At 73.8% G+C, this 23,946-nt stretch carries 17 protein-coding genes; 5 read left to right on the forward strand and 12 right to left on the reverse strand.

The genetic code is table 11. The features are described 5' to 3' along the window. Positions 1–8 precede the first annotated feature (8 nt). The 5 genes from rplU to AB0G14_RS25035 all read right to left on the reverse strand — a co-directional run bounded on the left by rplU (position 9) and on the right by AB0G14_RS25035 (position 7,230). Positions 9–323, reverse strand: a complete 315-nt coding sequence (rplU, locus tag AB0G14_RS25015; RefSeq protein WP_088982529.1) for a 50S ribosomal protein L21 — start codon at positions 321–323, stop codon at positions 9–11. 165 nt (positions 324–488) lie between these two features. Then, on the reverse strand, positions 489–1,004 hold the full coding sequence (locus AB0G14_RS25020; protein WP_357701265.1) for a hypothetical protein: 516 nt from the start codon (positions 1,002–1,004) through the stop codon (positions 489–491). Positions 1,005–1,121: 117 nt separating this feature from the next. Beyond that, positions 1,122–4,202, reverse strand: a complete 3,081-nt coding sequence (locus tag AB0G14_RS25025) for an Rne/Rng family ribonuclease (protein ID WP_357701267.1) — start codon at positions 4,200–4,202, stop codon at positions 1,122–1,124. A 131-nt stretch (positions 4,203–4,333) separates the two neighbouring features. Continuing rightward, complete coding sequence (locus AB0G14_RS25030) at positions 4,334–5,053, reverse strand: TIGR03936 family radical SAM-associated protein (protein WP_357701295.1); 720 nt, start codon at positions 5,051–5,053, stop codon at positions 4,334–4,336. Between the two features lie 191 nt (positions 5,054–5,244). After that, positions 5,245–7,230: a TIGR03960 family B12-binding radical SAM protein gene (locus AB0G14_RS25035; protein ID WP_357701269.1), complete on the reverse strand. Its 1,986-nt coding sequence runs from the start codon at positions 7,228–7,230 to the stop codon at positions 5,245–5,247. Between the two features lie 681 nt (positions 7,231–7,911). Between AB0G14_RS25035 and AB0G14_RS25040 the strand changes: the two genes are divergently transcribed. After that, entirely contained in the window at positions 7,912–8,991 is a 1,080-nt protein-coding gene (locus tag AB0G14_RS25040; RefSeq protein ID WP_357701297.1) for a hypothetical protein, read from the forward strand. A gap of 38 nt (positions 8,992–9,029) precedes the next feature. On the opposite strand, the gene AB0G14_RS25045 is transcribed toward AB0G14_RS25040, so the two are convergent. From AB0G14_RS25045 to AB0G14_RS25055, 3 genes are all read right to left on the reverse strand, one after another. Then, positions 9,030–9,725: a lysophospholipid acyltransferase family protein gene (locus AB0G14_RS25045; RefSeq protein WP_357701271.1), complete on the reverse strand. Its 696-nt coding sequence runs from the start codon at positions 9,723–9,725 to the stop codon at positions 9,030–9,032. 171 nt (positions 9,726–9,896) lie between these two features. Further along, the gene (ileS, locus tag AB0G14_RS25050) at positions 9,897–13,040 is read right to left on the reverse strand and encodes an isoleucine--tRNA ligase (protein WP_357701273.1); all 3,144 of its coding nucleotides are present in this window, start codon (positions 13,038–13,040) and stop codon (positions 9,897–9,899) included. A gap of 464 nt (positions 13,041–13,504) precedes the next feature. After that, on the reverse strand, positions 13,505–15,061 hold the full coding sequence (locus AB0G14_RS25055; protein ID WP_357701275.1) for an alkaline phosphatase D family protein: 1,557 nt from the start codon (positions 15,059–15,061) through the stop codon (positions 13,505–13,507). Positions 15,062–15,281: 220 nt separating this feature from the next. Here AB0G14_RS25055 and AB0G14_RS25060 point away from each other — a divergent pair, with 220 nt between their 5' ends. Together AB0G14_RS25060 and sigJ are read left to right on the forward strand one after the other, a co-directional pair. Further along, positions 15,282–15,722 (forward strand): carboxymuconolactone decarboxylase family protein, encoded by a 441-nt coding sequence (locus AB0G14_RS25060; RefSeq protein ID WP_357701277.1) that lies wholly within the window; start codon positions 15,282–15,284, stop codon positions 15,720–15,722. Next, entirely contained in the window at positions 15,719–16,597 is an 879-nt protein-coding gene (gene sigJ, locus AB0G14_RS25065; RefSeq protein ID WP_357701279.1) for an RNA polymerase sigma factor SigJ, read from the forward strand. Before AB0G14_RS25060 ends, sigJ begins: the two co-directional genes overlap by 4 nt. Positions 16,598–16,693: 96 nt before the next feature. Here sigJ and ndk read toward each other — a convergent pair whose 3' ends face one another. Continuing rightward, positions 16,694–17,119 carry a nucleoside-diphosphate kinase gene (gene ndk / locus AB0G14_RS25070; RefSeq protein ID WP_357701281.1) on the reverse strand — a complete coding sequence of 142 codons (426 nt, stop codon included), beginning with the start codon at positions 17,117–17,119 and terminating at the stop codon, positions 16,694–16,696. 143 nt (positions 17,120–17,262) lie between these two features. Between ndk and AB0G14_RS25075 the strand changes: the two genes are divergently transcribed. Beyond that, positions 17,263–18,636: a VOC family protein gene (locus AB0G14_RS25075; protein WP_357701283.1), complete on the forward strand. Its 1,374-nt coding sequence runs from the start codon at positions 17,263–17,265 to the stop codon at positions 18,634–18,636. A 59-nt stretch (positions 18,637–18,695) separates the two neighbouring features. Here the strand turns inward: AB0G14_RS25075 and AB0G14_RS25080 are convergent, their stop codons facing one another. Genes AB0G14_RS25080 through AB0G14_RS25090 form a run of 3 tightly spaced genes read right to left on the reverse strand, consistent with a single transcriptional unit; the run spans position 18,696 to position 23,073 of the window. Further along, positions 18,696–19,127 carry a DUF4233 domain-containing protein gene (locus tag AB0G14_RS25080; protein ID WP_357701285.1) on the reverse strand — a complete coding sequence of 144 codons (432 nt, stop codon included), beginning with the start codon at positions 19,125–19,127 and terminating at the stop codon, positions 18,696–18,698. Next, the gene (locus tag AB0G14_RS25085; protein WP_357701287.1) at positions 19,124–20,458 is read right to left on the reverse strand and encodes a folylpolyglutamate synthase/dihydrofolate synthase family protein; all 1,335 of its coding nucleotides are present in this window, start codon (positions 20,456–20,458) and stop codon (positions 19,124–19,126) included. The genes AB0G14_RS25080 and AB0G14_RS25085 overlap by 4 nt, the downstream gene beginning before the upstream one ends. Beyond that, on the reverse strand, positions 20,455–23,073 hold the full coding sequence (locus AB0G14_RS25090) for a valine--tRNA ligase (RefSeq protein WP_357701289.1): 2,619 nt from the start codon (positions 23,071–23,073) through the stop codon (positions 20,455–20,457). The genes AB0G14_RS25085 and AB0G14_RS25090 overlap by 4 nt, the downstream gene beginning before the upstream one ends. A 69-nt stretch (positions 23,074–23,142) precedes the next feature. On the opposite strand from AB0G14_RS25090, the gene AB0G14_RS25095 reads away from it, so the two are divergent. Continuing rightward, positions 23,143–23,826, forward strand: coding sequence for a hypothetical protein (locus tag AB0G14_RS25095; RefSeq protein ID WP_357701291.1), 684 nt, complete (start codon positions 23,143–23,145; stop codon positions 23,824–23,826). Positions 23,827–23,946: the final 120 nt, after the last annotated feature.

Below are 23,946 nucleotides of genomic sequence, written 5' to 3' on the forward strand. Positions count from 1 at the left end.
AGGACGACCTACTTCCCGCTGGAGATGCCGGTCACCTTGACCTGGGTCAGCGGCTGACGGTGACCCTGGCGCTTGTGGTAGCCGGTCTTGTTCTTGAACTTGTGGATCCGGATCTTCGGGCCCTTGGTGTGCGCGGCGATCTCGCCGGACACCGCGACCTCGGCAAGCTTCGCCGCGTCGGTCACCAGGTCGTCACCGTCGACGAGGAGCACCGCGGTGAGCTTCACCGCGTCGCCGGGGGCACCGGCGAGCTTCTCGACCTCGATCACGTCGCCCTCGGCGACCTTGTACTGCTTGCCGCCGGTCTTGACGATCGCGTACATCGGAGGCGGACTCCCTGTCGTTGAGGCTGCTGGCGGGTGTTCCCGCGCCGGCTCGCCGGGTAGCAGAGGCACGGCGGCGCGGGCGCGCGGGAACTCGGCACACCAAAGTGCGCCGCAGGCTAGCGTACGCCATGGGAGGGCCGACGCCCAAACCGGCCCCGCAGGTCAGCGGGCGCAGAGCTGGTCGAGCCGCTGCCGGAGCCGGTCCAGCTCGGTCTCGTCGATCGCGTCGACGTCGGTGCCCAGCGTGCCGACCTCGGCCGCCATGTCCGCGAGCAGCGTCTTGAGCTGGGCGTCCTCGGCCCGGCCCGACTCCCGCCGCAGGGCGGCCCGCCAGTCGGTCAGCGCCGCGGAGATGCGCTTGCGGGCGGTTTCGGCCGCGGCGCCGTCGTTCGCCCCGACCGCCGCGACCATCTTGCCGAGTTCCTCGACGTACGTCCGCACGGCGATGTCCCCGGCCGCCTGTGCGGCGGCGCACACCTCGGGGGCGTTGCCGCCCGCCGCCCCGCTGCCGGCCCCCGGCCCGCCACCCGGCCCGGTGCCCGTCGCCCCGCCGCCCGGACCGCCGGTGGGCCCGCTCGACGCGGTGCCCGAGGCGGCCGGCTCCGGCCGCTCGGCCGCGCACCCGGCGCCGGTGAGCAGGACAGCGGTGACCGTGGTGACGGCAAGCAGACGGCGCATCGTTCTTCTCCTGACCGGGGTGGCCGATCGTGGCCGGGGATCGACCATACGACAAGGCCCCCTCCCCGGGACATTGCCGGGGAAGGGGCCCTGCCAAACGCCGGGCTGGTCAGCCGGTCACGGCCGGGTGCGCCGCCGCGCGCCGCTGCGCCGGGACCGGCGCCGGCCGGAGCCGCCCTCCGGCTCGTCGCCGTCGGTGTCGGCCAGCGCGTCCGGGTCGTCCGGGGCGGCCAGCCGGGCGGACTCGCCCGTCTGGCTGTCGGCGACCACGGGCGCGGCGGGGGTGTCCGTCTCGTAGCGGGACAGGTCGTAGCCCATGGTGTCGTGGTAGTCGGCGTCCGGGCTGGTCGCGGTGTCGGGCTCGGTGACCTCGGCCACGGTCCGCTCGACCGGCGCGCTCTTGCGGGCCCGCTTCCGGGACGCGCCGCCGCCCTGCTCGGTGGCCGGGGCGGCGACGGCCGAGGCGACCGCCTTGACCTTCTCCCCCGCGCCGCCGCCGGAGCGCGGCTTCTCCGGCACCGGCTCGGTGTGGATGATCAGGCCCCGGCCCTTGCAGCACTCGCAGGTCTCGCTGAACGCCTCCAGCAGGCCCGCGCCGATCCGCTTACGGGTCATCTGCACCAGGCCGAGCGAGGTGATCTCGGTGACCTGGTGCTTGGTGCGGTCCCGCCCCAGGCACTCGGTCAGTCGGCGCAGCACCAGCTCGCGGTTCGACTCCAGCACCATGTCGATGAAGTCGATCACCACGATGCCACCGATGTCGCGCAGCCGGAGCTGGCGGACGATCTCCTCGGCGGCCTCGAGGTTGTTCCGGGTGACCGTCTCCTCCAGGTTGCCGCCCGCGCCGGTGTACTTGCCGGTGTTGACGTCGACCACGGTCATCGCCTCGGTGCGGTCGATCACCAGGTGGCCGCCGGACGGGAGGAAGACCTTCCGGTCCAGGCCCTTGAGGATCTGCTCGTCGATCCGGTACGTGGCGAAGACGTCCGTGGTGCCGACGTGCCGGCGCAGCCGGGCGACCAGGTCCGGCGAGACGTGCGACAGGTACGACTCGACCACGTCGTACGACTCGTCGCCCTCGATCACCAGCTCGCGGAAGTCCTCGTTGAACAGGTCCCGGACGACCCGGATGACCAGGTCGGGCTCCTCGTAGAGCAGCACCGGGGCGCCGCCCTCGGCCGCCTTGGCCTGGATGTCCTCCCACTGCGCCTGCAACCGCTTGACGTCGCGGGCCAGCTCGTCCTCGCTGGCGCCCTCGGCGGCGGTCCGGACGATCACGCCCGCGCCGTCCGGCACCAGCTTCTTCAGCACGTCCCGCAGCCGCTTGCGCTCGGTGTCGGGCAGCTTCCGGCTGATGCCGGAGGCGTTGCCGTTGGGCACGTAGACCAGGTGCCGGCCGGAGAGCGCGATGTGGCTGGTCAGCCGCGCGCCCTTGTGGCCGATCGGGTCCTTGGTGACCTGCACGAGCACCGAGTCGCCGGAGCGGAGCGCCTGCTCGATCGAGCGGGCCCGGCCCTCCAGGCCGGTGGTGTCCCAGTTCACCTCGCCGGCGTACAGCACGGCGTTGCGGCCGCGCCCGATGTCGACGAAGGCCGCCTCCATGCTGGGCAGGACGTTCTGCACCTTGCCGAGGTAGACGTTGCCGGCCATGGTGCCGGAGGAGTTGCGGGTGACGTAGTGCTCGACCAGCACCCCGTCCTCGAGGACGGCGATCTGGGTCCGGTCGCCGCGCTGGCGTACCGCCATCACCCGGTCGACGGCCTCCCGGCGGGCCAGGAACTCCGACTCGCTGAGAATCGGCGGCCGGGTCCGGCGCTGCTCACGGCCGTCGCGGCGGCGCTGGCGCTTGGCCTCCAGGCGGGTCGAGCCGGAGACGCCCTGCACCTCGTCGACGGTCTTGCGCGGCTCGCGGATCTTGACGACGGTCGGCACGCCGTCGTCGGCACCGGGCTCGACGTCGCCGGCGCCCCGGCGACGGCGCCGCCGGCGACGGCGGGTCAGCGCGTCGCCGCCCTCGGCCTCCTCGTCCTCCTCACCTTCGGCCTCTTCCGCCTCGGCCTGCGCGGCCTCCTCGGCCTCCTCGTCCTCGATGTCCTCCGCGCCGCCCTTGCCCCGGCCGCGGCCCCGGCGGCCCCGGCGGCGGCGACGGCGGGCGGCGGCGTCCTCGTCCTCTTCCTCGTCCTCGGCGGCCTCCTCGGTCGGCTCCTCCTCGGCCTCGACGGCCTCGGCCACCTCGACGTCGCGGCGGCCACGCCGGCGGCGGCGGGTCGGCTCGGCCGGCTCCTCCTCGGCGGCGGGCTCCACGGCGGCCGGGGCGGGCGTGACGACCCGGGCCAGCGGGATCTCCTCCGGCTGCGGGGCCATGAAGAGCACGGTGGGCGCGGAGAGCGCGGCCCGCCGGCGGCGGGTGCGCGGCTCCGGCTCGGCGGGGGGCTCCTCCTCGGCGGCCGGTTCCGCTGCGGGCGCGGCGCCCGGCGACACCTCGCCGGCGCGGGTCTCCGCGCCGCCGGCGGGCGGGGCGGCGGCGCCGAACTCGGTGCCGGCCTGCGGCTCGGCCCCGGCGGGCTGCTCGGCCCCGCCGGGCGCGGCCTGGGCGGCCTCGTCACCGGCGGCCGGCTCGGCGGTGCCGGCCGGGGTCTCCGCGGCCGGCTCGGCCGCCGCGGGGGCGGCCTTCTTCCGGCGGGCACGGGTGGCCTTGACCGGCTTCGCCGCCTCGGCGGGGGCCTCCTCCACCGGGACCGCAGGCTCCCCGGCGGCCTGCGACGTGGGCTGCTCGGCCGGCGCCGCGGACTCCCCGGCGGCCTTGGCGGTGGTGGCCTTGCGGCGGCGGCGCGTCGCCTTCGGGGCGGCGTCGAGGTCGCCGGAGACCGGGGCGAACACCTCGGCCTGGGGCGCCTCGGCGCTGCCCGGCACGGCCTCGGTCGACGCCTCCACCGGCACGTCGGTCTGCTCGGGCTGGTTCAGGGGCGCGGCGCGGCGCCGGGTGGTACGGCGTCGGGCGGGCGCGACCGGGGCCTGTCCCGCCTCGGTGGCTCCGGCGTCCGCCATGCCGACGGCGGCGTTCTCCGCCCCGGCGGTGCTCCCCGCCTCGGTGGCGCTGCCGGCGCCGGTGGCGTTCTCGGTGGTGCTGTTGTCAGCGGTCTCGTCGGCCGGCTGTGAACCGGTCCGTTCGCCGCCCTCGGGCTCGTTCTCGAGCATGGACGTTCTCCAGTTCTGGCTGCCCCGGGCGCGGGTGAGCGCTGCCACGCAGGGTTGCCGCAAAAGTGTTTCCGCCGGGCGCGCAGGGTGCGCGACCGCCGAAGTCTGCCTGCCTGAACGCCGACCGTCGGTCAGCGTTCACCGATGGTTGCCCCGTCGCGGTCCGCGTCCAACGGATCCGCGATCGCATCCTGCGCGGTCAGCGTGCCCTGTGCCAGCCGGATCACCCTCGGGGAGACCGGCGGCTCCAGGTCGGCCACCACGCGGAGGCCGGAAAGGACGTCATCGGGCCGCACGGCGGGGGTGACCTGCCGCACGACCAGTTCGAGTATCGCACACGGTACGGCCGGGACCCCGGAAGGCGTCTCCGTCGACGCCGCGACATCGATCCGAATCACCGCCGATCGGGCGTCGAAGGTGCGCCGACCCTGTTTGGTCATCCGCTCGACGAGCACCTCGTCTGCGGCCGTGAAGGCGGAAACCGCCCGTTCCAGGACGGCGGGGTCGACCTCGGGCAGCTCGATCCGCCAGTGCGACGCCTCGATCCGGTCGGCAAGACTCCCGCCGCCGGCCACGACGGCGTCGAGCACGTCGAGCCCCGGCGAGAGCGCGGCGTCCAGCGCGGCGCGCAGCTCCTGCGGGTCGACCGGCTCGCGGAGGCCGATCTCCAGGTATTCCGCCTCGCTCGCGACGCCGGTGGGGGCCGCGCTGGCGTACGAGATCTTGGGGTGCGGGGTGAAGCCCTGGGAGAAGGCGATCGGCACGCCGGCCCGGCGCAGCGCCCGCTCGAACGCCCGGGCGAAGTCCCGGTGCGACGTGAAGCGCAGCGGACCGCGCTTGGCGTACCGGATCCGGACGCGCTGGACGACCGGGGCCTGGCCGCCCTCTGGCTGTGGTTTCCTACTGATCGTCGTGCTCCTCGATGTCAGAGACCGGCTGATCGTGAAGGCACCCGCGCGACAACGCGCATGCCGCTGACGACAGCCGCATGATCAACCCGGTGCGCGGCGGGCGGCACGAGGGCGCCACCCGCCGCGGCGGGCTACTGCTGGGCGCCGGTGGGGAGCTTCAGGCCGTTGATCGGGGTGAGCGGGAGGAGTTTCTTCCCGGTCGGGCCGATCTGGATCTCGGTGTCCATGGCGGGGCAGACGCCGCAGTCGAAACACGGGGTCCACCGGCAGTCGTCCTGCTCGTACTCGCTGAGCGAATCCTGCCAGTCCTGCCAGAGCCAGTCCTTGTCCAGGCCCGAGTCCAGGTGGTCCCAGGGCAGGACCTCCAACTCGTCACGCTCGCGGGTGGTGTACCAGTCGAGGTCCACCCCGAACTGCGGCAGCACCTCGGCCGCGGCCTCCACCCAGCGCTGGTAGGAGAAGTGCTCGCTCCAGCCGTCGAACCGGCCGCCGTTCTCCCAGACCTTGCGGATCACCGCGCCGACCCGGCGGTCGCCCCGGCTGAGCAGGCCCTCGATCAACGAGGGCTCGCCGTCGTGGTAGCGGAAGCCGATCGCCCGGCCCAGCGAGCGGTCCGAGTTGATCGCCTGCTTGAGCAGCTTGAGCCGGCCGTCGATGACCTCCGGCCGCTCCATGGACGCCCACTGGAACGGGGTGTGCGGCTTCGGCACGAAACCGCCGATGGAGACGGTGCAGCGGATGTCCTTGGACCCGGTGGCCGCCCGACCCGCCCTGATCACCTCGTGCGCCATGTCCGCGATCTCGAGGACGTCCTCGTCGGTCTCCGTGGGCAGGCCGCACATGAAGTAGAGCTTCACCTGCCGCCAGCCGTTCGTGTACGCGGTGACGACGGTGCGGATCAGGTCTTCCTTCGACACCATCTTGTTGATGACCTTGCGGATCCGCTCCGACCCGCCCTCCGGCGCGAAGGTCAGGCCGGTGCGCCGCCCGTTGCGGGACAGCTCCTGCGCGAGGTCGATGTTGAACGCGTCGACCCTGGTCGACGGCAGCGAGAGCGAGACGTTGGTGCCCTCGTACTGCTGGGCGAGGCCCGAGCACATGTCGCCGATCTCGGAGTGGTCGGCGGACGACAGCGACAGCAGGCCCACCTCGTGGAAGCCGGAGAACTCCAGCCCCTGCTGCACCATCTGCCCCACCGTGGTGATGGAGCGCTCGCGCACCGGCCGGGTGATCATGCCGGCCTGGCAGAACCGGCAGCCCCGGGTGCAGCCCCGGAAGATCTCCACCGCGTACCGCTCGTGCACCGTCTCGGCGAGCGGCACCAGGGGCTTCTTCGGGTAAGGCCAGGCGTCCAGGTCCATGGTCGTGCGCTTGTGCACCCGGAACGGCACGTCCGCCCGGTTCGGCACGACCCGCTGGATCCGGCCGTCGGGCAGGTAGTCCACGTCGTAGAAGCGCGGCACGTAGACGCTCTCGGTGCGGGCCAGGCGCAGCAGCAGTTCGTCGCGCCCGCCCGGGGAGCCCTCCGCCTTCCACTCCCGGACGATCGCGGTGATCTCCAGGACGGCCTCCTCGCCGTCGCCGAGCACGGCGGCGTCGACGAAGTCGGCGATGGGCTCCGGGTTGAACGCCGCGTGACCGCCGGCCACGATCACCGGGTCGGCTTCGGTGCGGTCGACGGCGAGCATGGGGATGCCGGCCAGGTCGATCGCGCTGAGGAGGTTGGTGTAGCCCAGCTCGGTGGAGAAGGAGATGCCGAACACGTCGAAGTCGCGCACCGAGCGGTGCGCGTCGACCGTGAACTGCGGCACGCCGTGGGCGCGCATCAGCTTCTCCAGGTCCGGCCAGACCGCGTACGTCCGCTCGGCGAGCACGTCAGGCAGCTCGTTGAGCACCTCGTAGAGGATCTGCACGCCCTGGTTGGGCAGACCGACCTCGTAGGCGTCGGGATACATCAGCGCCCAGCGCACGGCCGCGGTGTCCCAGTCCTTGACCACCGCACCCAGCTCGCCACCGACGTACTGGATGGGCTTGGTCACCTGGGGCAGCAGCGGCTCCAGCCGGGGCCAGACGGAATTGGCCGCGACGGGACGCGGCGTGGTGGACGGGACGCTCATGATGCCCAAGGGTACGCGCCCCGTCGGCGGTGGCCGCGCGGACGCCGCGGCCACGCCGGCCGGCCGGTCGCCGCTGCTCCACGCCGGGGCGACCACCCGGCCCCGCCCCCCGGGGGGCCGGCGGTGGGACGGTGGCCGGGATCGCCGCCCTGGCGCGTCGGTACTAACCTCGGACCGGCGCGAGAGGAGATTGCCGCGATGCCGCAGCCGCAGCCGGGACCGGACCGGCCGGCCGACGGGAGCACCCCGGACCAGGGTCGGGATCCGGCGGTCACCGAGGAGCCCACGTCCTCCCCCGTAGCGCCCGTTCCCGCCGGCCGCACGGGCCTGGAGGGCACCCGAGAGGTGCCCACGGACGGGCCCGAGGCGACCCCGACCGACCGCGCCGAGATCGCCGACACCGATGCCACCGCGCCGTCGCGTGCCGCCGCCCCGTCGGACGCTGCCGCTGCGCAGGGCGCCACGGCCCAGCAGGATGCCGCCGCCCAGCAGGGCTCAGCCGCCGGGCCCGAGGACACCGCATGGCCGGGCCCGGCCACCGGGCCGGAGGACACCGGGAGCGGGCCGGAGGAGTCCGACGCCGCCGGGCCGAAGGCCCCCGTCGGACCGCAGGGCACGCGCATGCTCCCCGCCGACCAGCCCGCCCCGGACAAACCGGCGGTCGGACCGCAGGGCACGCGCATGCTCCCCGCCGACGAGCGGCCGGCCGAGGCGCCCGCGCCCCGGTGGAGCGGCTCCGCACCGGTTCCTCCCCCGCCGCCGCGCAAGCGGGCCTGGGGCGAGTCGGCCGAGCCCACGCCGGTGCCGTCGATCCCGGCGGAGCCGCCGGAGCACCGCACCCCGGTGGACCCGTGGGCGGGCGCGGACACCGGCGGGTGGGAGCTGCCGCCGGCCGAACTGCCGCCGCTGCCCCCGACGCTGCCGTACCCGGCCCGGCCGCACCCCGCGCCGCCGGCGCCGCCTGCCCACTCCCCCGCGCCGCCACCTCCGCGGCGTCCCGCCGCGCCGCCGGTCGCCTACCCGGTTTCACCGCCGGTCGCGTACCCGGTGTCGCCCCCGCCGGTCTCCCGGACGCCCGTGCCGGTGCAGCGGACGGCGCCCCCACCCCCGCCGCCCGCGCCGCCGAGGCAACGGCGGACGAAGACGCCGCCGGCCGCGCCGCCGCCCGGCTTCCAGGCCCCCAAGGGGTACGTCCCGGTCGCCGTCCGCAAGCGTCGCCGCTGGCCGTGGGTGCTGCTGCTCACGCTGGCCTGCTGCTGCGGCTGCCCGGCCTACTACGGGGTGCCGGTGGCGACGCAGTACCCGGCCAGGGCCACCCTCCCGGCCGAGGTGGCCGACCTGCGGCTACGCGACGACAACGGCAGCAAGGAGACCGCCAGGCAACTGGAGGCGGAGGTACGCAAGGCGCACTGGCTGGCCGAGGAGACCTTCGCCGGCGTCTACGCCACGCCCAACGGCAAGCGGGTGACGGTCTTCGGCGGCACCGGCTTCCGATTCACCCCGGAGTCCGACGCGCAGGACGAGATCACCCGGCTCACCGAGCAGTACTCCCTCGGCGAGGCCCAGGTGGTCGACACCGGCGTACGCGGCCGGCACGAGCGCTGCGCGGTGGGCCGCGCCGACGGCGACGACGTGGTGGTCTGCACCTCGGTCGACCACGGCAGCATCACCACCGCGGTCTTCACCCGGCTCTCCGTCGACGACAGCGCCGCCCTGCTCGGCACCCTGCGGGAGCAGATCGTCACCGCCGACCAGGGCTGAGCCCCGGGCTCAGCCCTGGCTGTCTCCCGTGACCGGGCTCAGGCCGGGCTGTCGCCGGGGGCGGTGGAGTGCGCGCGCGGCGGGGCGTAGCGGGCGACGTACTCCTGGCCGGTGAGCTTCTGGATCTCGGTCATGATCTCGTCGGTGATCTCCCGCAGCGACGTGCGGTCGTCCGGCCGGCCGGTGAAGTCCAGCGGCTTGCCGAACCGTACGGTGATCTTGGCGCGACCGGGACGGGGCACCCGGGTGCCGATGGGCTGGGCCTTGTCGGTGCCGATCATGCCGACCGGGATGACCGGCACGCCGGCCGCCACCGCCAGCCGGGCCGCGCCGGTGCGCCCCCGGTAGAGCCGGCCGTCCGGCGAACGGGTCCCCTCGGGATAGACGGCGACCAGGTCGCCGGCCTTGAGCACCGGGATGGCGGCGTCGAACGCGGCCAGCGCCGCCCGGCCGCCGGCCCGCTCGACCGGGATGGCCCCCAGGCCGGTGAGCACGAACTTGGAGAAGGCGCCCTTCGGGCCGGTGCCCTTGAAGTACTCCGACTTGGCCCAGAACGCCAGGTGCCGGGGCACGACCGTGCCGAGGAAGAGCTCGTCGGCGACGGAGAGGTGGTTGCCCGCGAAGATCGCACCACCGGTCTCCGGGATGTGCTCCAACCCCTCCACGGTCGGACGGAAGGCCAACCGGAGCGCGGGCGCCACGGTGAGCTTGCCGATGGTGTAGAGCAGGGGCACTGGTCCTCCGGCGGATCGTGTGCGGGCAGGCGGTGTCACGGTAGCGGACGGGTCCGCGTGGCCCCGCGGGGGTGGCGGGGCCGACCGGCTGGTGAGCGGGCCTGTCGGGCGCGGGCGGGGCCGGTGGTGGCAGCCCGGCGGAGCACGCCGGACCGCCACCGTCTCAATGCCTCATACCCGCCGGACGGCGACCGTCACCCGGTCGCCCTCGCCGACCTCGCCGGTGAAGCCCGCCACCCCGTCGGCGAAGTCGACGGTGTCGGCCAGCACCTCCCGGGCGACGAAGTCGGTGTACCCGGCCACCGCCGCGCGCACCTCCTCGGAAGCCGACAGCAGCAGCGCGATCCGGTCGGAGACGTCCAGGTCGGCGTCCCGGCGGGCCTGCTGCACCACCCGGACGACGTCCCGCGCCAGCCCCTCGGCGGCCAGCTCGGGGGTGACCTCCGTGTCCAGCACGACCACGCCCTCGCCGCCGGGCAGCGGCGCGGAGTGCTCGGCGTCGGCGGCGACCAGGCGCAGCTCGTACTCGCCCTCGGCGAGGGTGACGCCGGCGGCCACCGGGGCGCCGTCGACCAGCTCCCACTCGCCCGCCTTGACCGCCTTGATGACCTGCTGGACCTGCTTGCCGACCCGGGGGCCGAGCGCGCGCGGCACCACCGTCAGCACCTGCTGGCAGTACGCGGACACCTCGCCGGTGAACTCCACCGCCTTCACGTTGACCTCGTCGGCGACCAGGTCGGCGAAGGGCCGCAGCTGCTCCGCCGCCGGGGAGGCGACGGTCAGCTTCGACAGCGGCAGCCGCACCCGCAGCCCCTTGGCCTTGCGCAGCGACAGCGCCGCCGAGGCGACCGCCCGGGTGGCGTCCATCGCGGCGACCAGCTCGTGGTCGGCCGGGAACTGCGCCGCGTCCGGCCAGTCGGCCAGGTGCACCGACCGCTCGCCGGTCAGCCCGCGCCAGACTTCCTCGGCGGTCAGCGGCGCCAACGGCGCCACCACCCGGCACAGCGTCTCCAGCACCGTCCAGAGCGTGTCGAACGCGTCCGCGTCGCCGGACCAGAACCGGTCCCGGGAGCGCCGGACGTACCAGTTGGTCAGCGCGTCCAGGTAGGACCGCACGGTGGCGCAGGCGCCGGAGATGTCGTACGCGTCCATCTGCGCGCCGACGGTCGACACCAGCTCGTTCGTCTTCGCCAGCACGTACCGGTCGAGCAGGTGGGTGGAGTCCACCCGCCGCTTCGCGGTGTAGCCGTCGGCGTTGGCGTAGAGCGAGAAGAAGTACCAGACGTTCCACAGCGGCAGCAGCACCTGGCGTACCGCGTCGCGGATGGCCGACTCGGTGACGAGGGCGTCACCGCCGCGCACCACCGGCGAGGACATCAGCATCCAGCGCATCGCGTCCGAGCCGTACGCGTCGAACACGTGGTAGACGTCCGGGTAGTTGCGCAGGCTCTTGGACATCTTGCGCCCGTCCGAGCCGAGCAGGATGCCGTGGCTGACGCAGTTGCGGAACGCCGGCCGGTCGAACAACGCGGTGGCCAGCACGTGCATCGTGTAGAACCAGCCACGGGTCTGCGGCATGTACTCGACGATGAAGTCGCCCGGGTAGTGGTGCTCGAACCAGTCGCGGTTCTCGAACGGGTAGTGCACCTGGGCGAACGGCATCGAGCCGGACTCGAACCAGCAGTCCAGCACCTCCGGCACCCGGCGCATCATGGACTTCCCCGTCGGGTCGTCCGGGTTGGGGCGGACCAGCTCGTCCACCGCCGGCCGGTGCAGGTCGGTCAGGCGTACGCCGAAGTCCCGCTCGATCTCCTCCAGCGAGCCGTAGACGTCCAGGCGCGGGTGGTTCGGGTCGTCGGACTTCCACACCGGGATCGGCGAACCCCAGAACCGGTTCCGGCTGATCGACCAGTCGCGGGCGTTCGCCAGCCACTTGCCGAACGAGCCGTCCTTGATGTGCCCCGGGGTCCAGTTGATCTGCTGGTTCAGCTCGACCATCCGGTCCTTGAACCGCGTCACCGCGACGAACCACGACGACACCGCCTTGTAGACCAGCGGGGTCTCGCAGCGCCAGCAGTGCGGGTAGGAGTGGGTGTAGGTGTCCTGCTTGAGCACCACCCCCCGCTCCTTCAGCTCCCGGATCACCGGCTTGTTGACGTCGAAGACCTGCTCGCCCTGGTACGGCGGGACCAGCGCGGTGAACCGGGTGTGGTCGTCCACCGTGACGATGGTCGGGATGCCGGCGGCATTGCAGGTGTTCTGGTCGTCCTCGCCGAAGGCCGGGGCCAGGTGGACGATCCCGGTGCCGTCCTCGGTGGTGACGAACTCCGCGCCGAGCACCTGGTAGGCGTTCGGGCCCGCCTGCTCGACGAGGAAGTCGAACAGCGGGGTGTAGCGGCGGCCGACGAGGTCGCGGCCGGAGACGGTGCCGACCTGCGCGTACCCCTCCAGTTCCTTGGCGTACGCGGCCAGCCGGGCCGCCCCGACGACGTACCGCGCGCCGTCGCGCTCCAGGACCGCGTACTCGATGTCGGGGCCGACGGCGAGCGCGAGGTTGGACGGCAGGGTCCACGGCGTGGTGGTCCAGACGCCGAGCCGCACCGGCCCGCGCACCAGCTCCGGCGCGCTCTCGTCGGGGGTCAACTCGAACCACACCGACAGCGTCGGGTCGTGCCGATCCCGGTAGACGTCGTCCATCCGGGTCTCGGTGTTCGACAGCGGCGTCTCGCAGCGCCAGCAGTACGCCAGCACCCGGAAGCCCTCGTAGACCAGACCCTTGTCGTGCAGGGTCTTGAAGGCCCACATGACGCTTTCCATGTAGTCCAGGTCGAGGGTCTTGTAGTCGTTGGCGAAGTCGACCCAGCGGGCCTGCCGCGTGACGTAGCGCTCCCAGTCCTGGGTGAACTCCAGCACCGAGGTGCGGCACGCCTCGTTGAACCGGGCCACGCCCAGGTCGAGGATCTCCGCCTTGCTGGTGATGCCGAGCTGCTTCTCGGCGACCACCTCGGCGGGCAGGCCGTGGCAGTCCCAGCCGAACCGCCGCTCCACCCGGCGCCCGCGCATCGTCTGGTAGCGCGGCACCACGTCCTTGACGTAGCCGGTGAAGAGGTGGCCGTAGTGCGGCAGGCCGTTGGCGAACGGCGGGCCGTCGTAGAAGACGTACTCGTTCTTGCCGTCCGTGCCGGCGGGACGGGCCTCGACGCTGGCCTCGAAGGTCTTGTCGGCCGTCCAGTGCTCCAGGACCCGGCGTTCGACCGCGGGCAGGTCCGGGCTCGCCGGGACGGCGGCGGTCGGGTCGTGCAACGGATAGGCCATCAGGGGTCGCTCTCCTCGCGCAGCTCACGGTCATGTGGGTCTGCGAGGACGAGCCGATCCGGTACGCCGTGCCGGCGCCCCGGGTGGCCCGCGGTACCACCCCGCTTGGCGGTCAGGATCGACCGCCCGCTCGTTGGCCGGCTGTGACGGGCCGGACCCGTCCGGTTCTACTGGGCCGGTCACCCGGCTGTTCTTCCGGAGGCTCGCCGGTGATGGCCGGGTCATCGCCTTACGGCCGTCAAGGTTACCCGACCGCCGGCCGGGATCGCCGCCGAGTAACGGCGGCCGCTCGTGGCGCCGCCGCGCTGCCGCCGCTCGCCGCCGTGCTGCTGAGGGTCTTCGAGGCCGAGAGCCGCCGCCGGGCCTCCCTCGACACCCTCTGGTCCCACCCGCGTCGACCATGAGGCTGTCGCGGCACCCCGGCGGGTGGCGACCGCCTCATGGTCGACCGACGGACGGCGAGGTCAGCGGGTCGGGGCGGGCAGGGTGGTCGTCCAGAGGGAGACCCCGTCGCGGTCGCGCAGGTGGACGGTGAAGGCGCCGGACGCGCCGTCGACGGCGACCTCGCCGAAGTGCTGGAAGCCCTCGGCCGGGGAGGTGTTGGCCCGCGGCGGGGCGTTGACGAAGACCGCCTTCGGGCCGAACGTGCCGTCCAGGGCGTTCGGGCCGAACGCGCCGGCGTGCGCCGGCCCCGAGACGAACTCCCAGAACGGGGTGAACTCGGCGACCGACGCCCGGGCCGGGTCGTAGTGGTGCGCGGCGGTGTAGTGCACGTCGGCGGTGAGGAAGACGATCCCGGTCACCCCGGCCCGGTGCGCCGCGCCGAGCACCTGCGCGAACTCCAGTTCCCGCCCGGCCGGCGCGCCCGGGTCACCCTGCGCGACGCCCTCCTGGGCGCTGGCGCCGTCCGGCACCACCAGCCCGATCGGCAGGTCGGCGGCGATCACCTTCCAGGTGGCCCGGGACCGGGTCAGTTCCCGGATCAACCACTCCCGCTGTTCCCGGCCGAGCAGGCCACGCGCCGGGTCGGCGTAGGTGTTGCCGTCGTTGGGGTCCTTCCAGGTCCGCATGTCCAGCACGAAGACGTCCAGCCGCGACCCGTACGACATCCGCCGGTACCGCGGCCCGTCGACCGGCGCCGGCAGCCACTCGTCGAACGCCTGCCGGGCCCGGGCGGCGAGCACGTCGACGCGGCGCTCGGTGTACCGCGCGTCGGTCAGGATCTCCCCCGGGTACCAGTTGTTGGTCACCTCGTGGTCGTCCCACTGGTTGATCTGCGGCACCTCCGCGACGAACGCGCGCAGGTGCTCGTCGAGCAGGTTGTACGCGAACTGCCCCCGGTACTCGGCCAGCGTCTCGGCGACCTTGCTCTTCTCCGGGGTGACCAGGTTGCGCCAGACCCGCCCGTCGGGCAGGGTCACCGTCTCGGCGAGCGGGCCGTCGGCGTAGACGGTGTCGCCGCTGCACAGGAAGAAGTCGGGCCGGGTTGCCCGCATGGCCCGGAAGATCGACATGCCGCCGAAGTCCGGGGCGATTCCCCAGCCCTGCCCGGCGATGTCACCGGTCCAGACGAACCGGACGTCCCGGCGGTCGTGCCGGCCGGGTGCGGTGGTCAGCGCGCCGGTCACCGGTTCGCTGGCCAGCCCCGGCCGGTCCAGGCTCTCCACCCGGACCCGGTAGTGCAGCCGCTCGCCACCGGGCAACCCGCGCAGGCGCACCTTGCCGGTGAGGTCGCCGGTCGGGTCGAGCACCGGTCCGCGTACCCGCCGGGCACCACGGAAGTCCGGCCGGCGGCTCACCTCCACCAGCATCCGACCGGGGCGGTCGGCGCGGGTCCAGACCAGCGCCGAGTCCGCGGTCACGTCACCGCTCTGCACGCCGTGGGTGAGCACCGGTCGGCCGGTCGGCCGCCAGGCCGGTGCGGCGGGCGCGGCGGGCGCGCCGAGCAGGGCGCCGCCCGCGACACCGGCACCTGCGATCAGGCCGGCGCGCAGCAACGTACGTCGGTCAAGTTCGGTCATCGTTCCTCCCGGATCGGGGACTGCCCCCGTGGGTCTACCGGGCGGAGATGACCGGCGGCGGCGTGCCGGGTGACCGGGGCCGGAACTCCGGTGGTCCGGGTGGTCCGGGTGGCCCGGGGTGGCCCGGCCGCCATGACCGGCGTCACAGGCCCGGACCGTCACGCCGAGCCCCGGTCGCGTCGTCGTGTCGGTGTCACCACCACGGATCAGGGAGGTTGTCATGCAGCGGATCAACGCGGCCGAGGTGGCTCCGGAGGCGTACCACGCCGTACTGGGGCTGGAGAAGTACGTCCGGGCCAACGTCGACCACACCGTGCTCCACCTGGTGAAGCTCCGGGCGTCGATGCTGAACGGCTGCGCGTTCTGCGTCGACATGCACAGCCGGGACGCGCTCGCCGAGGGCGAGTCGAGCCGGCGGCTCTTCGCCGTCTCCACCTGGCGGGAGGCGCCCTTCTTCGACGAGCGGGAGCGGGCCGCGCTGGCGCTCACCGACGCGGTGACCCGCCTCGGCGAGCACGGGGTGCCCGACGAGGTCTGGGACGCGGCGGCGAAGGTGTGGCCCGAGAAGGAGTTGGTCGACCTGCTGATGGCCATCGCGACAATCAACGTGTGGAACCGCATCGCCGTGACCTGCCGGACCGAACTCCCGACGGACGTGTGACGGTCACCGACGCGACGCAGGCGGCCGGTGCGCTCGAGGCGCACCGGCCGATGCTGCTCGGCCTGGCGTATCGCCTGCTCGGCAGCCGGCACGACGCGGAGGACGTGCTCCAGGAGGCGTACCTGCGCTGGCTGGGGGCGGACCGGGCGGCGGTCGCCGAGCCGCGCCGCTACCTGTCCCGGGTGGTCACCCACCTGGCGCTGGACCGGCTGCGCGCCCGCCGGGCCGCCCGGGAGACGTACGTCGGGCCGTGGCTGCCCGAGCCGGTGCCGACCGCGCCGTCACCGTTCGGGCCGCTGGACTCCGTCGAGCTGCGCGACTCGCTCTCCACCGCCCTGCTGCACCTGCTGGAACGCCTCACCCCGCCGGAGCGCGCGGTCTACGTGCTGCACACCGCCTTCGACCTGCCGTACGCCGAGATCGCGGAGATCCTGGACCGGTCGGTGGCGGACTGCCGGCAGCTGCACCACCGGGCGGTGGCCCGGATCGGGCAGGAACGGCGGCGGTTCACCGCCGGCCGGGCCGAGCAGGAACGGCTGCTGGACGCATTCCTCGCCGCCGCCCGCGACGGTGACCTGGCCACGCTGACCGGGCTGGTGGCGAGGGACGCCACCGCCTGGACCGACGGCGGCGGCCGGGTCAAGGCGGCGCGCAACCCCGTCACCGGCGCGGACCGGGTCGCCCGCTTCTTCGCCGGCCTGTACGGCCCGGGCCGCCACTTCACCGCGCGCCGGCTGGAAATCAACGGCCAGCCGGCCGCCCTGATCATCCGATCCGACGGCGGCAGGTACGCGCTGACCCTGGGCGCGGCCGGCGGCCGGATCACCGGGTTCTACGTGGTCGGCAACCCCGACAAGCTGCCGTGGACGGCCTGACCGGACGGTCGTGCCGGTCGACGGCCTGGACACGTTGCGGCGGACGCCCTGACCGGACGGTCCGGCACGACCGCTGCTCGCGGCGTCGGTCGGCCGTCAGCCCAGCTCGGGGAACCAGAGCGCGATCTCGCGCTTCGCGCTGTCCGGCGAGTCGGAGGCGTGCACCAGGTTCTCGCGGTTGGACAGCGAGAGGTCGCCGCGGATCGTGCCGGCCGCCGCCGTGCGCCCGTCGGTCGACCCGACCAGCCCCCGCACCACGTCGATGACCTGGTCGCCGGAGAGCACCAGCGCCACCAGCGGGCCGCCGGTCATGAAGTCCTTCAGCGGCGGGTAGAACGCCTTGTCCACGTGCTCGGCGTAGTGCTCGTCGGCCAGCGCGGCGTCCATGGTCCGGGACACCATCGCGTCGATCCGCAACCCCTTGCGCTCAAAGCGGGAGATCACCTCGCCGACCAGCCCGCGGCGGACCGCGTCGGGCTTGATCAGTACGAGGGTGCGCTCATCGGGGCTGCTGCTGGACACGCTGGGTTCCTCCTGTGCGCGGAAGGCGGTCGGGCTGGGTACGGTCAGCCTAGCGACCCGGTCCCGGCGCCGGCGCGGCGGCCGGTCTTTCCCCCGGCGGCCGATCCGGCCTAGCCTGGCCCTTGACCCCCGGGAGGTCCACAGTGGCGAATGGCGGGAACCGGCCCATCGCGCCGGTACGCAAGCTGATCGCCGCGGTGCTCGGCACCGTGGCCACCTTCGTGATCCTCTTCGGGCTGGGCATGACCAGCTGGGCGATCGTGGCGCTCGGGGTCGCCCTGCTGGTGCTGGCCATCGCGCTGGCCACCGTGCGCGGCGGCGGGCGCACCTGGGTGGTCGGCGTGGGCCACGTGCACAGCGCCTCCGAGCCGCCCACCCAGTACGCCTTCGGCCGCTGCGAGCTGCAACTGGTGATCGACGCGCCGGGGCTGCCGCCCCGGTCCAAGAAGATCATCGAGCCGCGGGTGCCGGTGGCGAAGTGGCCGTCGCTGGGGCAGACGCTGCCGATCCGCGTGGCCCTGGACGACCAGCGGCACGTCCGGGTGCTCTGGGACGAGGTGCCCACCCACGCCGAGTCCGCCGCCGCCGTCGCCGCCGACCTCCCACCGGAGTACGCGGGCCCGGATCCACTGGACGACGTGCTGCTCCAGCAGGAGGCGCCGCCGTGGGCCGACCGTGCGCCGGACGACGACTTCCGGGACGACTTCCGCGAGCCGCTGGTCGACCCGCTGGGCGATCCACTCGGCGATCCGCTCGGCGGGGAGCCCGTCAGGCGCCCGGAGGAGCGCGAGCCCGTCGTGGTGCACCAGCGCCCCGGCGGGCCGGTCGTGCTGGAGGGCACCCTCGTCGAGCAGTCCACGACCGGCACCCTGCCACGCCGGGCCACCCCGACGCCCCGCCCGCCGGCCGAGGAGCGGTTCGACCCGCCGGCCCCGGCCGGCGGGCGCACCGACCCGCCCGCGCCGGCGGAGCCGCTCGACCCGCTCGACCTGCCCCTGGACGACCCGATCCTGCCCCGGGACCGGGCGCGCGAGGAGCGGATCAGCCCGGAGGAGCTGGACGAGGCGATCTTCGGCCCCGAGGCGACCACCGGCGCCGACGACGGGGCCGCCGGGGTCGCGGAGGACGAGGACGGCCTCGGCGCGCCGATCGCCGGGGTGGGCCTGACGCTGCTGGTCACCGACCTGCCGCGCTCGCTGGCCTTCTACCGGGACCTGGGCTTCACCGAGGTCGACCGGGGCTCCGGCAACGCCGTCCTCGCCTCCGGGACGACCCGGCTGGTGCTGCGGGAGGTGACCGAGGCGGCGCCGATCAGCCGCCGCCTGGTGCACGTCAACCTCGAGGTGGACGACATCGACTCCGCGTACGAGCGGCTGCGCGGGTCCGGCGTCCGGTTCACGTACGCCCCCCGGGTGGTCAACCGGGGCACGAAGCTGGAGGTGTGGGCGGCGGCGTTCCGCGACCCGGACGGCCACGGCATCGCCCTCACCCAGTGGCGCGAACGCGCCGACGCCTGACCCCGCCGGCGGGCTGTCGGTGGCGGGCCAGCCCGTCAGCCCGTCAGCCCGTCAGCCCGTCAGCCGAGGATGACCCGGCGGACGTGCAGGGCGTAGACCCAGACCAGGGCGAAGACGACGCCCAGCGCGAACAGCGACCAGTGCAGCAGGCCGGCCAGCATCAGCAGTCCCTGCAGGACGGTGCCGGCGTGCCAGGCCCACGGCCGGCGCATCATGCCGGACAGCAGCACCGCCGCCACGGCCAACGCCAGGACCGCGCCGACCGCCGCGCCGCCCAGGTCGCCGCCGACCATGCGGATCGGCTGGATGGCCAGGACCAGCACCAGCGCCTCCAGGATCAGCGTGCCGGCCCCCAGCCCGCGCACCGCCCGCACCGGGTTCCGCAGCCCGGACCGTCGCGGCCCGCCCGCCGGCGGACGGCCCGGGTCGCCCCCGGCGGCCGTGCCCTCCGGGCGGTCGTCGCCCGCGGTGCCCCGCACCGGGCCGGTCATCGCTTCAGCAGCCGGCGGGCGTCGGCCACGGTCACCACCGATCCGGTGACCAACACCCCGACCCCGCTCAGCTCCCCCGGTACGTCCTCCTCGGCCATCGCCACCGCCGTCTCGATCGCGTCCGGCATCTCCTCGGCGACCTCGACCCGGTCGGGGCCGAAGACCTCGGCGGCCAGCGCGGCGAGTTCCCGGGCCGGCATCGCCCGGGGCGAGCTGTTCCGGGTCACCACGACCTGGTCGACCACCGGCTCCAGCAGTTCCAGCAGGCTGGCCGCGTCCTTGTCGCCGAGGACGCCGACGACCGCCACCAGCTTGCTGAACGCGAACTCCTCCTGCAGCGCGGTCACCGTGGCGGCCATGCCGTGCGGGTTGTGCGCGCCGTCGAGCAGGATGGTCGGCGCGCTGCGTACCCGCTCCAGGCGGCCGGGCGAGGTGGCCGTGGCGAACCCCTCGCGGACGGTCTCGACGTCGAGCTGCCGCTTCGCGCCGGCGCCGAGGAACGCCTCCACCGCCGCCAACGCCACCGCCGCGTTCTGGGCCTGGTGGGCGCCGTGCAACGGGATGAAGACCTCCTCGTAGACGCCGCCGAGGCCCTGCAGGGTGAGCACCTGCCCGCCGACCGCGACCGCCCGCCGGAGCACCCCGAACTCGGAGCCCTCCCGGGCGATGGTCGCGCCGACCTCGACGCAGCGTTCCAGGATCGGCCGGGCCGCCTCCTCCTCCTGCGCGGCGGAGATGACCGTCGCGCCGGCGTGGATGATGCCCGCCTTGGCCAGCGCGATGTCCTGGATGGTGTCGCCCAACCACTCGGTGTGGTCCAGCCCGATCGGGGTGAGCACGCACACCCCGGCCTGGATCACGTTGGTCGCGTCCTCGGCGCCGCCCAGGCCCACCTCGACCACCGCCACGTCCACCGGGGCGTCGGCGAACGTCGCGAACGCCAGCGCGGTGGTCATGTCGAAGTACGTCAGCGGCTCCGCCGAGCGCTCGTCCACCAGCCGGGCCAGCGGCTCGACCTCCCGGTACGTGGCGGTGAACCGCTCCTCGCCCACCGGCTCGCCGTCCAGGCTGATCCGCTCCCGGACGGTCTCCAGGTGCGGGCTGGTGTAGCGGCCGGTGTGCAGCCCGAACGCCCGCAACAGCGAGTCGATCATCCGGGCCGTCGAGGTCTTGCCGTTGGTGCCGGTCAGGTGGATCGACGGGTACGCCCGCTGCGGGCTGCCGAGCAGGTCCAGCAGCGACTCGATCTTGTCCAGCTCGAAGGCCATGCGGGTGAACCCGCGGCCCGCCAGCTCGGCCTCGACGGCGGCGAAATCGGTGCGGTCGGTCACGAGGACAGCGCCTCCAGAGCGGCGTCGATGCGGACCAGGTCGGCCTCGGCGACGGCGAGCCGGTCGCGGATCTTGGCAACCACCGGCTCCGGCGCCTTGCCGACGAATGCCGGGTTGTCGAGCTTCGCCCGCGCCTGCGCGGCCTCCTTCTCGGCGGCGGCCCGGTCCTTGGTCAGCCGGGCCCGCTCGGCGGCCACGTCGATCGTCCCCCGGGTGTCCAGGGCCACGCTCACCTCGCCCGGCATGGCGAGCGTCGCGCTGGCCTGGAAGCCGTCGCCGGCCGCGTCCAGCCGCACCAGCGACCGGATGAGCGGCTCGTGCGCGGCGATGCCCGCGGCGGCCAGGCCGTCGAGCCGCGCGGCGACCCGCTGCGTCGGGCGCAGCCCCTGGTCCGAGCGGAACCGCCGGATCTCGGTCACCACCCGCTGGACGGTGCCGACCTCGCCCTCCGCGGCGTCGTCGACGAGGGTACGGTCGGCCGCCGGCCAGGCGGCCGTCATCACCGTCTCGCCCCCCGTGAGCGCGATCCACAGTTCCTCGGTGACGAACGGGATGATCGGGTGCAGCAGCCGCAGCAGCTGGTCCAGCACGTGCCCGAGCACCCGGCGGGTGGCCTCGGCGGCCGCGCCCCCCTCGGCGAGCACCGGCTTGGTCAGCTCCACGTACCAGTCGCAGACGTCATCCCAGGCGAAGTGGTACAGCAGGTCGCACACCTTCGCGAACTCGTACGCCTCGAACTGCTCGTCCACCTCGGCGGTGACGTGCGCCAGCCGGGACAGGATCCACCGGTCGACGGTCGAGAGCTGCTCGGCGGCCGGCAGCGGGCCGTCGGTGTGCGCGCCGTTCATCAGCGCGAAGCGGGTGGCGTTCCAGAGCTTGTTGCAGAAGTTGCGGGAGCCCTGGCACCACTCCTCGCTCACCGGCACGTCCTGCCCGGGGTTGCCGCCCCGGGCCAGGGTGAACCGGGTGGCGTCGGCGCCGAAGCGGTCGATCCAGTCCAGCGGATCGACCACGTTGCCGAACGACTTCGACATCTTCTTGCCGAACTGGTCGCGGACCATGCCGTGCAGGGCCACCACGTCGAACGGCTGCCGGCCGTCCATCGCGTACAGGCCGAACATCATCATCCGGGCGACCCAGAAGAAGAGGATGTCGTAGCCGGTGACCAGGACGCTCGTCGGATAGAACTTCGCCAGGTCAGGCGTCTGCTCGGGCCAGCCGAGCGTGGAGAACGGCCAGAGGGCGCTGGAGAACCAGGTGTCCAGGACGTCCTCGTCCTGACGCCAACCGTCCCCGGCGGGCGGCTGCTCGTCCGGGCCGACGCAGACGACCTCGCCGTCCGGGCCGTACCAGACGGGGATGCGGTGGCCCCACCACAGCTGTCGGGAGATGCACCAGTCGTGCATGTTGTCGACCCAGGCGAAGTACCGCTTGGCCAGCTCGGCGGGCTCGATCCGCACCCGCCCGTCGCGCACGGCGTCGCCGGCGGCCTTGGCCAGCGGCGAGGTGTTCACGAACCACTGCAGCGACAGCCGCGGCTCGACCGTCGTACGGCAGCGCGAGCAGTGGCCCACCGCGTGCACGTACGGGCGCTTCTCCGAGACGATCCGGCCCTGCTCGCGCAGCGCCGCGACGATCGCGGGGCGCGCCTCGAAGCGGTCCAGGCCCTCGAACGGCCCCGGCACGGTGATCACGCCGCGCTCGTCCATCACGGTGAGCGCGGGCAGGTCGTGGCGCTGGCCGATCTCGAAGTCGTTCGGGTCGTGCGCCGGGGTCACCTTCACCATGCCGGTGCCGAAGGACGGGTCGACGTGCGCGTCGGCCACGATCGGGATGCGCCGCCCGGTCAGCGGCAGCTCGACCTCGGTGCCGATCAGGTGCTGGTAGCGCTCGTCGTCCGGGTGCACCGCCACCGCCGTGTCGCCGAGCATCGTCTCCGCCCGGGTGGTGGCGACCACCACCTCGTCGCTGTAGCGGATCGAGACCAGCTCACCGTCGTCGTCGGTGTGCTCCACCTCGATGTCCGACAGGGCGGTCAGGCACCGGGGGCACCAGTTGATGATCCGGTTGGCCCGGTAGATCAGGCCGTCGTCGTACAGCTTCTTGAAGATCGTCTGTACGGCGCGCGACAGCCCCTCGTCCATCGTGAAGCGCTCGCGGTCCCAGTCGACGGAGTCGCCGAGACGGCGCATCTGACCCAGGATGGCGCCGCCGGACTCGGCCTTCCACTGCCAGACCCGTTCGACGAACTGCTCCCGCCCCAGGTCGTGCCGGGACAGGCCCTGGCCGGCGAGCCGCCGCTCCACCACGTTCTGCGTGGCGATGCCGGCGTGGTCCATGCCCGGCAGCCAGAGCGCCTCGTAGCCCTGCATCCGCTTACGCCGCACCAGCGCGTCCTGCACCGTGTGGTCGAGGGCGTGGCCCATGTGCAGGGAGCCGGTGACGTTCGGCGGCGGGATGACGATGGTGAAGGGGGGCTTGTCGCTCTCCGCCGACGCCCGGAAGTGGCCGGCGGCTACCCAGTGCTCGTACCGTCGCTGCTCTACCTCGCCCGGCTGGTACTGGCCGGGCAGGGTCGGGGCGTCGGGGCGTCGGGCATCCAGTCTCTCGGTCACCCTGAAAGTCTACGGAGGGCTTCTCCGGACCCGACGTGCGCCACCTGCCGTTCGCGTACGGTGTCGGCTATGTCCGACGCACATCTCACCGAGCGGCCGGTCAACGACGGCTCCGAGCCGATCGACCTGACCGACGAGCCCATCCAGCTCAGCAACCGGGACGCGGAGCACGCCACCGACCGGCGGGCGGGGTGGTCGCGGCGCCGGCGGGTGGCCTGGGCCGTGGCGGCGCTGGTCGGGCTCGCGGGCGCCGCCACCATCGGTACGGCCGGGTGGCGGGTGGCCCAGCAGAAGGACGCGGACCTGACCACGCCGGACCGGGTGGCGGGACTGGTCCGGGACGACAGCGAACGGGCCCGCAGCACATCGGACTACCTGCGCAGCGGCTTCGCCGCCGACATCGACCTGGACAGCAGCTTCGGCACCGTCTACCGGGACCCGGCAGACGACAAGCGCTCGGTGCTCGTCTTCGGCGGCACGACGCTGCTCTGGCAGCCGGAGCGGGACCTGGACAGCCTGTTCGGCCTGCTTACCGACGAGACCGGCAAGGTGACGGGGCTGCGGGAGGTGCCCGCGGGCGGCCTGGGCGGCGTGATGAAGTGCGGCACCACCAGCGGCGACGGCGGCGACTTCGCCGTCTGCGGGTGGGCCGACCACGGCAGTGTCGTGATGGCGATGTTCCCCGGCCGCTCCGTCGACGACGCCGGCGGGCTGTTCCGCGAGATGCGCGAGGAGATACAGACCCGCAAGTGACGCCCGCCCCGCCTCCTTGTCCGGTTGTTGGTAGCTGAGGGTGGGACCTGGACACCGTGGTGCTCGGCGGCGGATACGCCCCGCTGGCGCCCTGGCTCCGCCCGCCGGTGCTCGCCGAGG

Source organism: Micromonospora sp. NPDC023814 (assembly GCF_040639595.1).
GTDB lineage: Bacteria > Actinomycetota > Actinomycetes > Mycobacteriales > Micromonosporaceae > Micromonospora.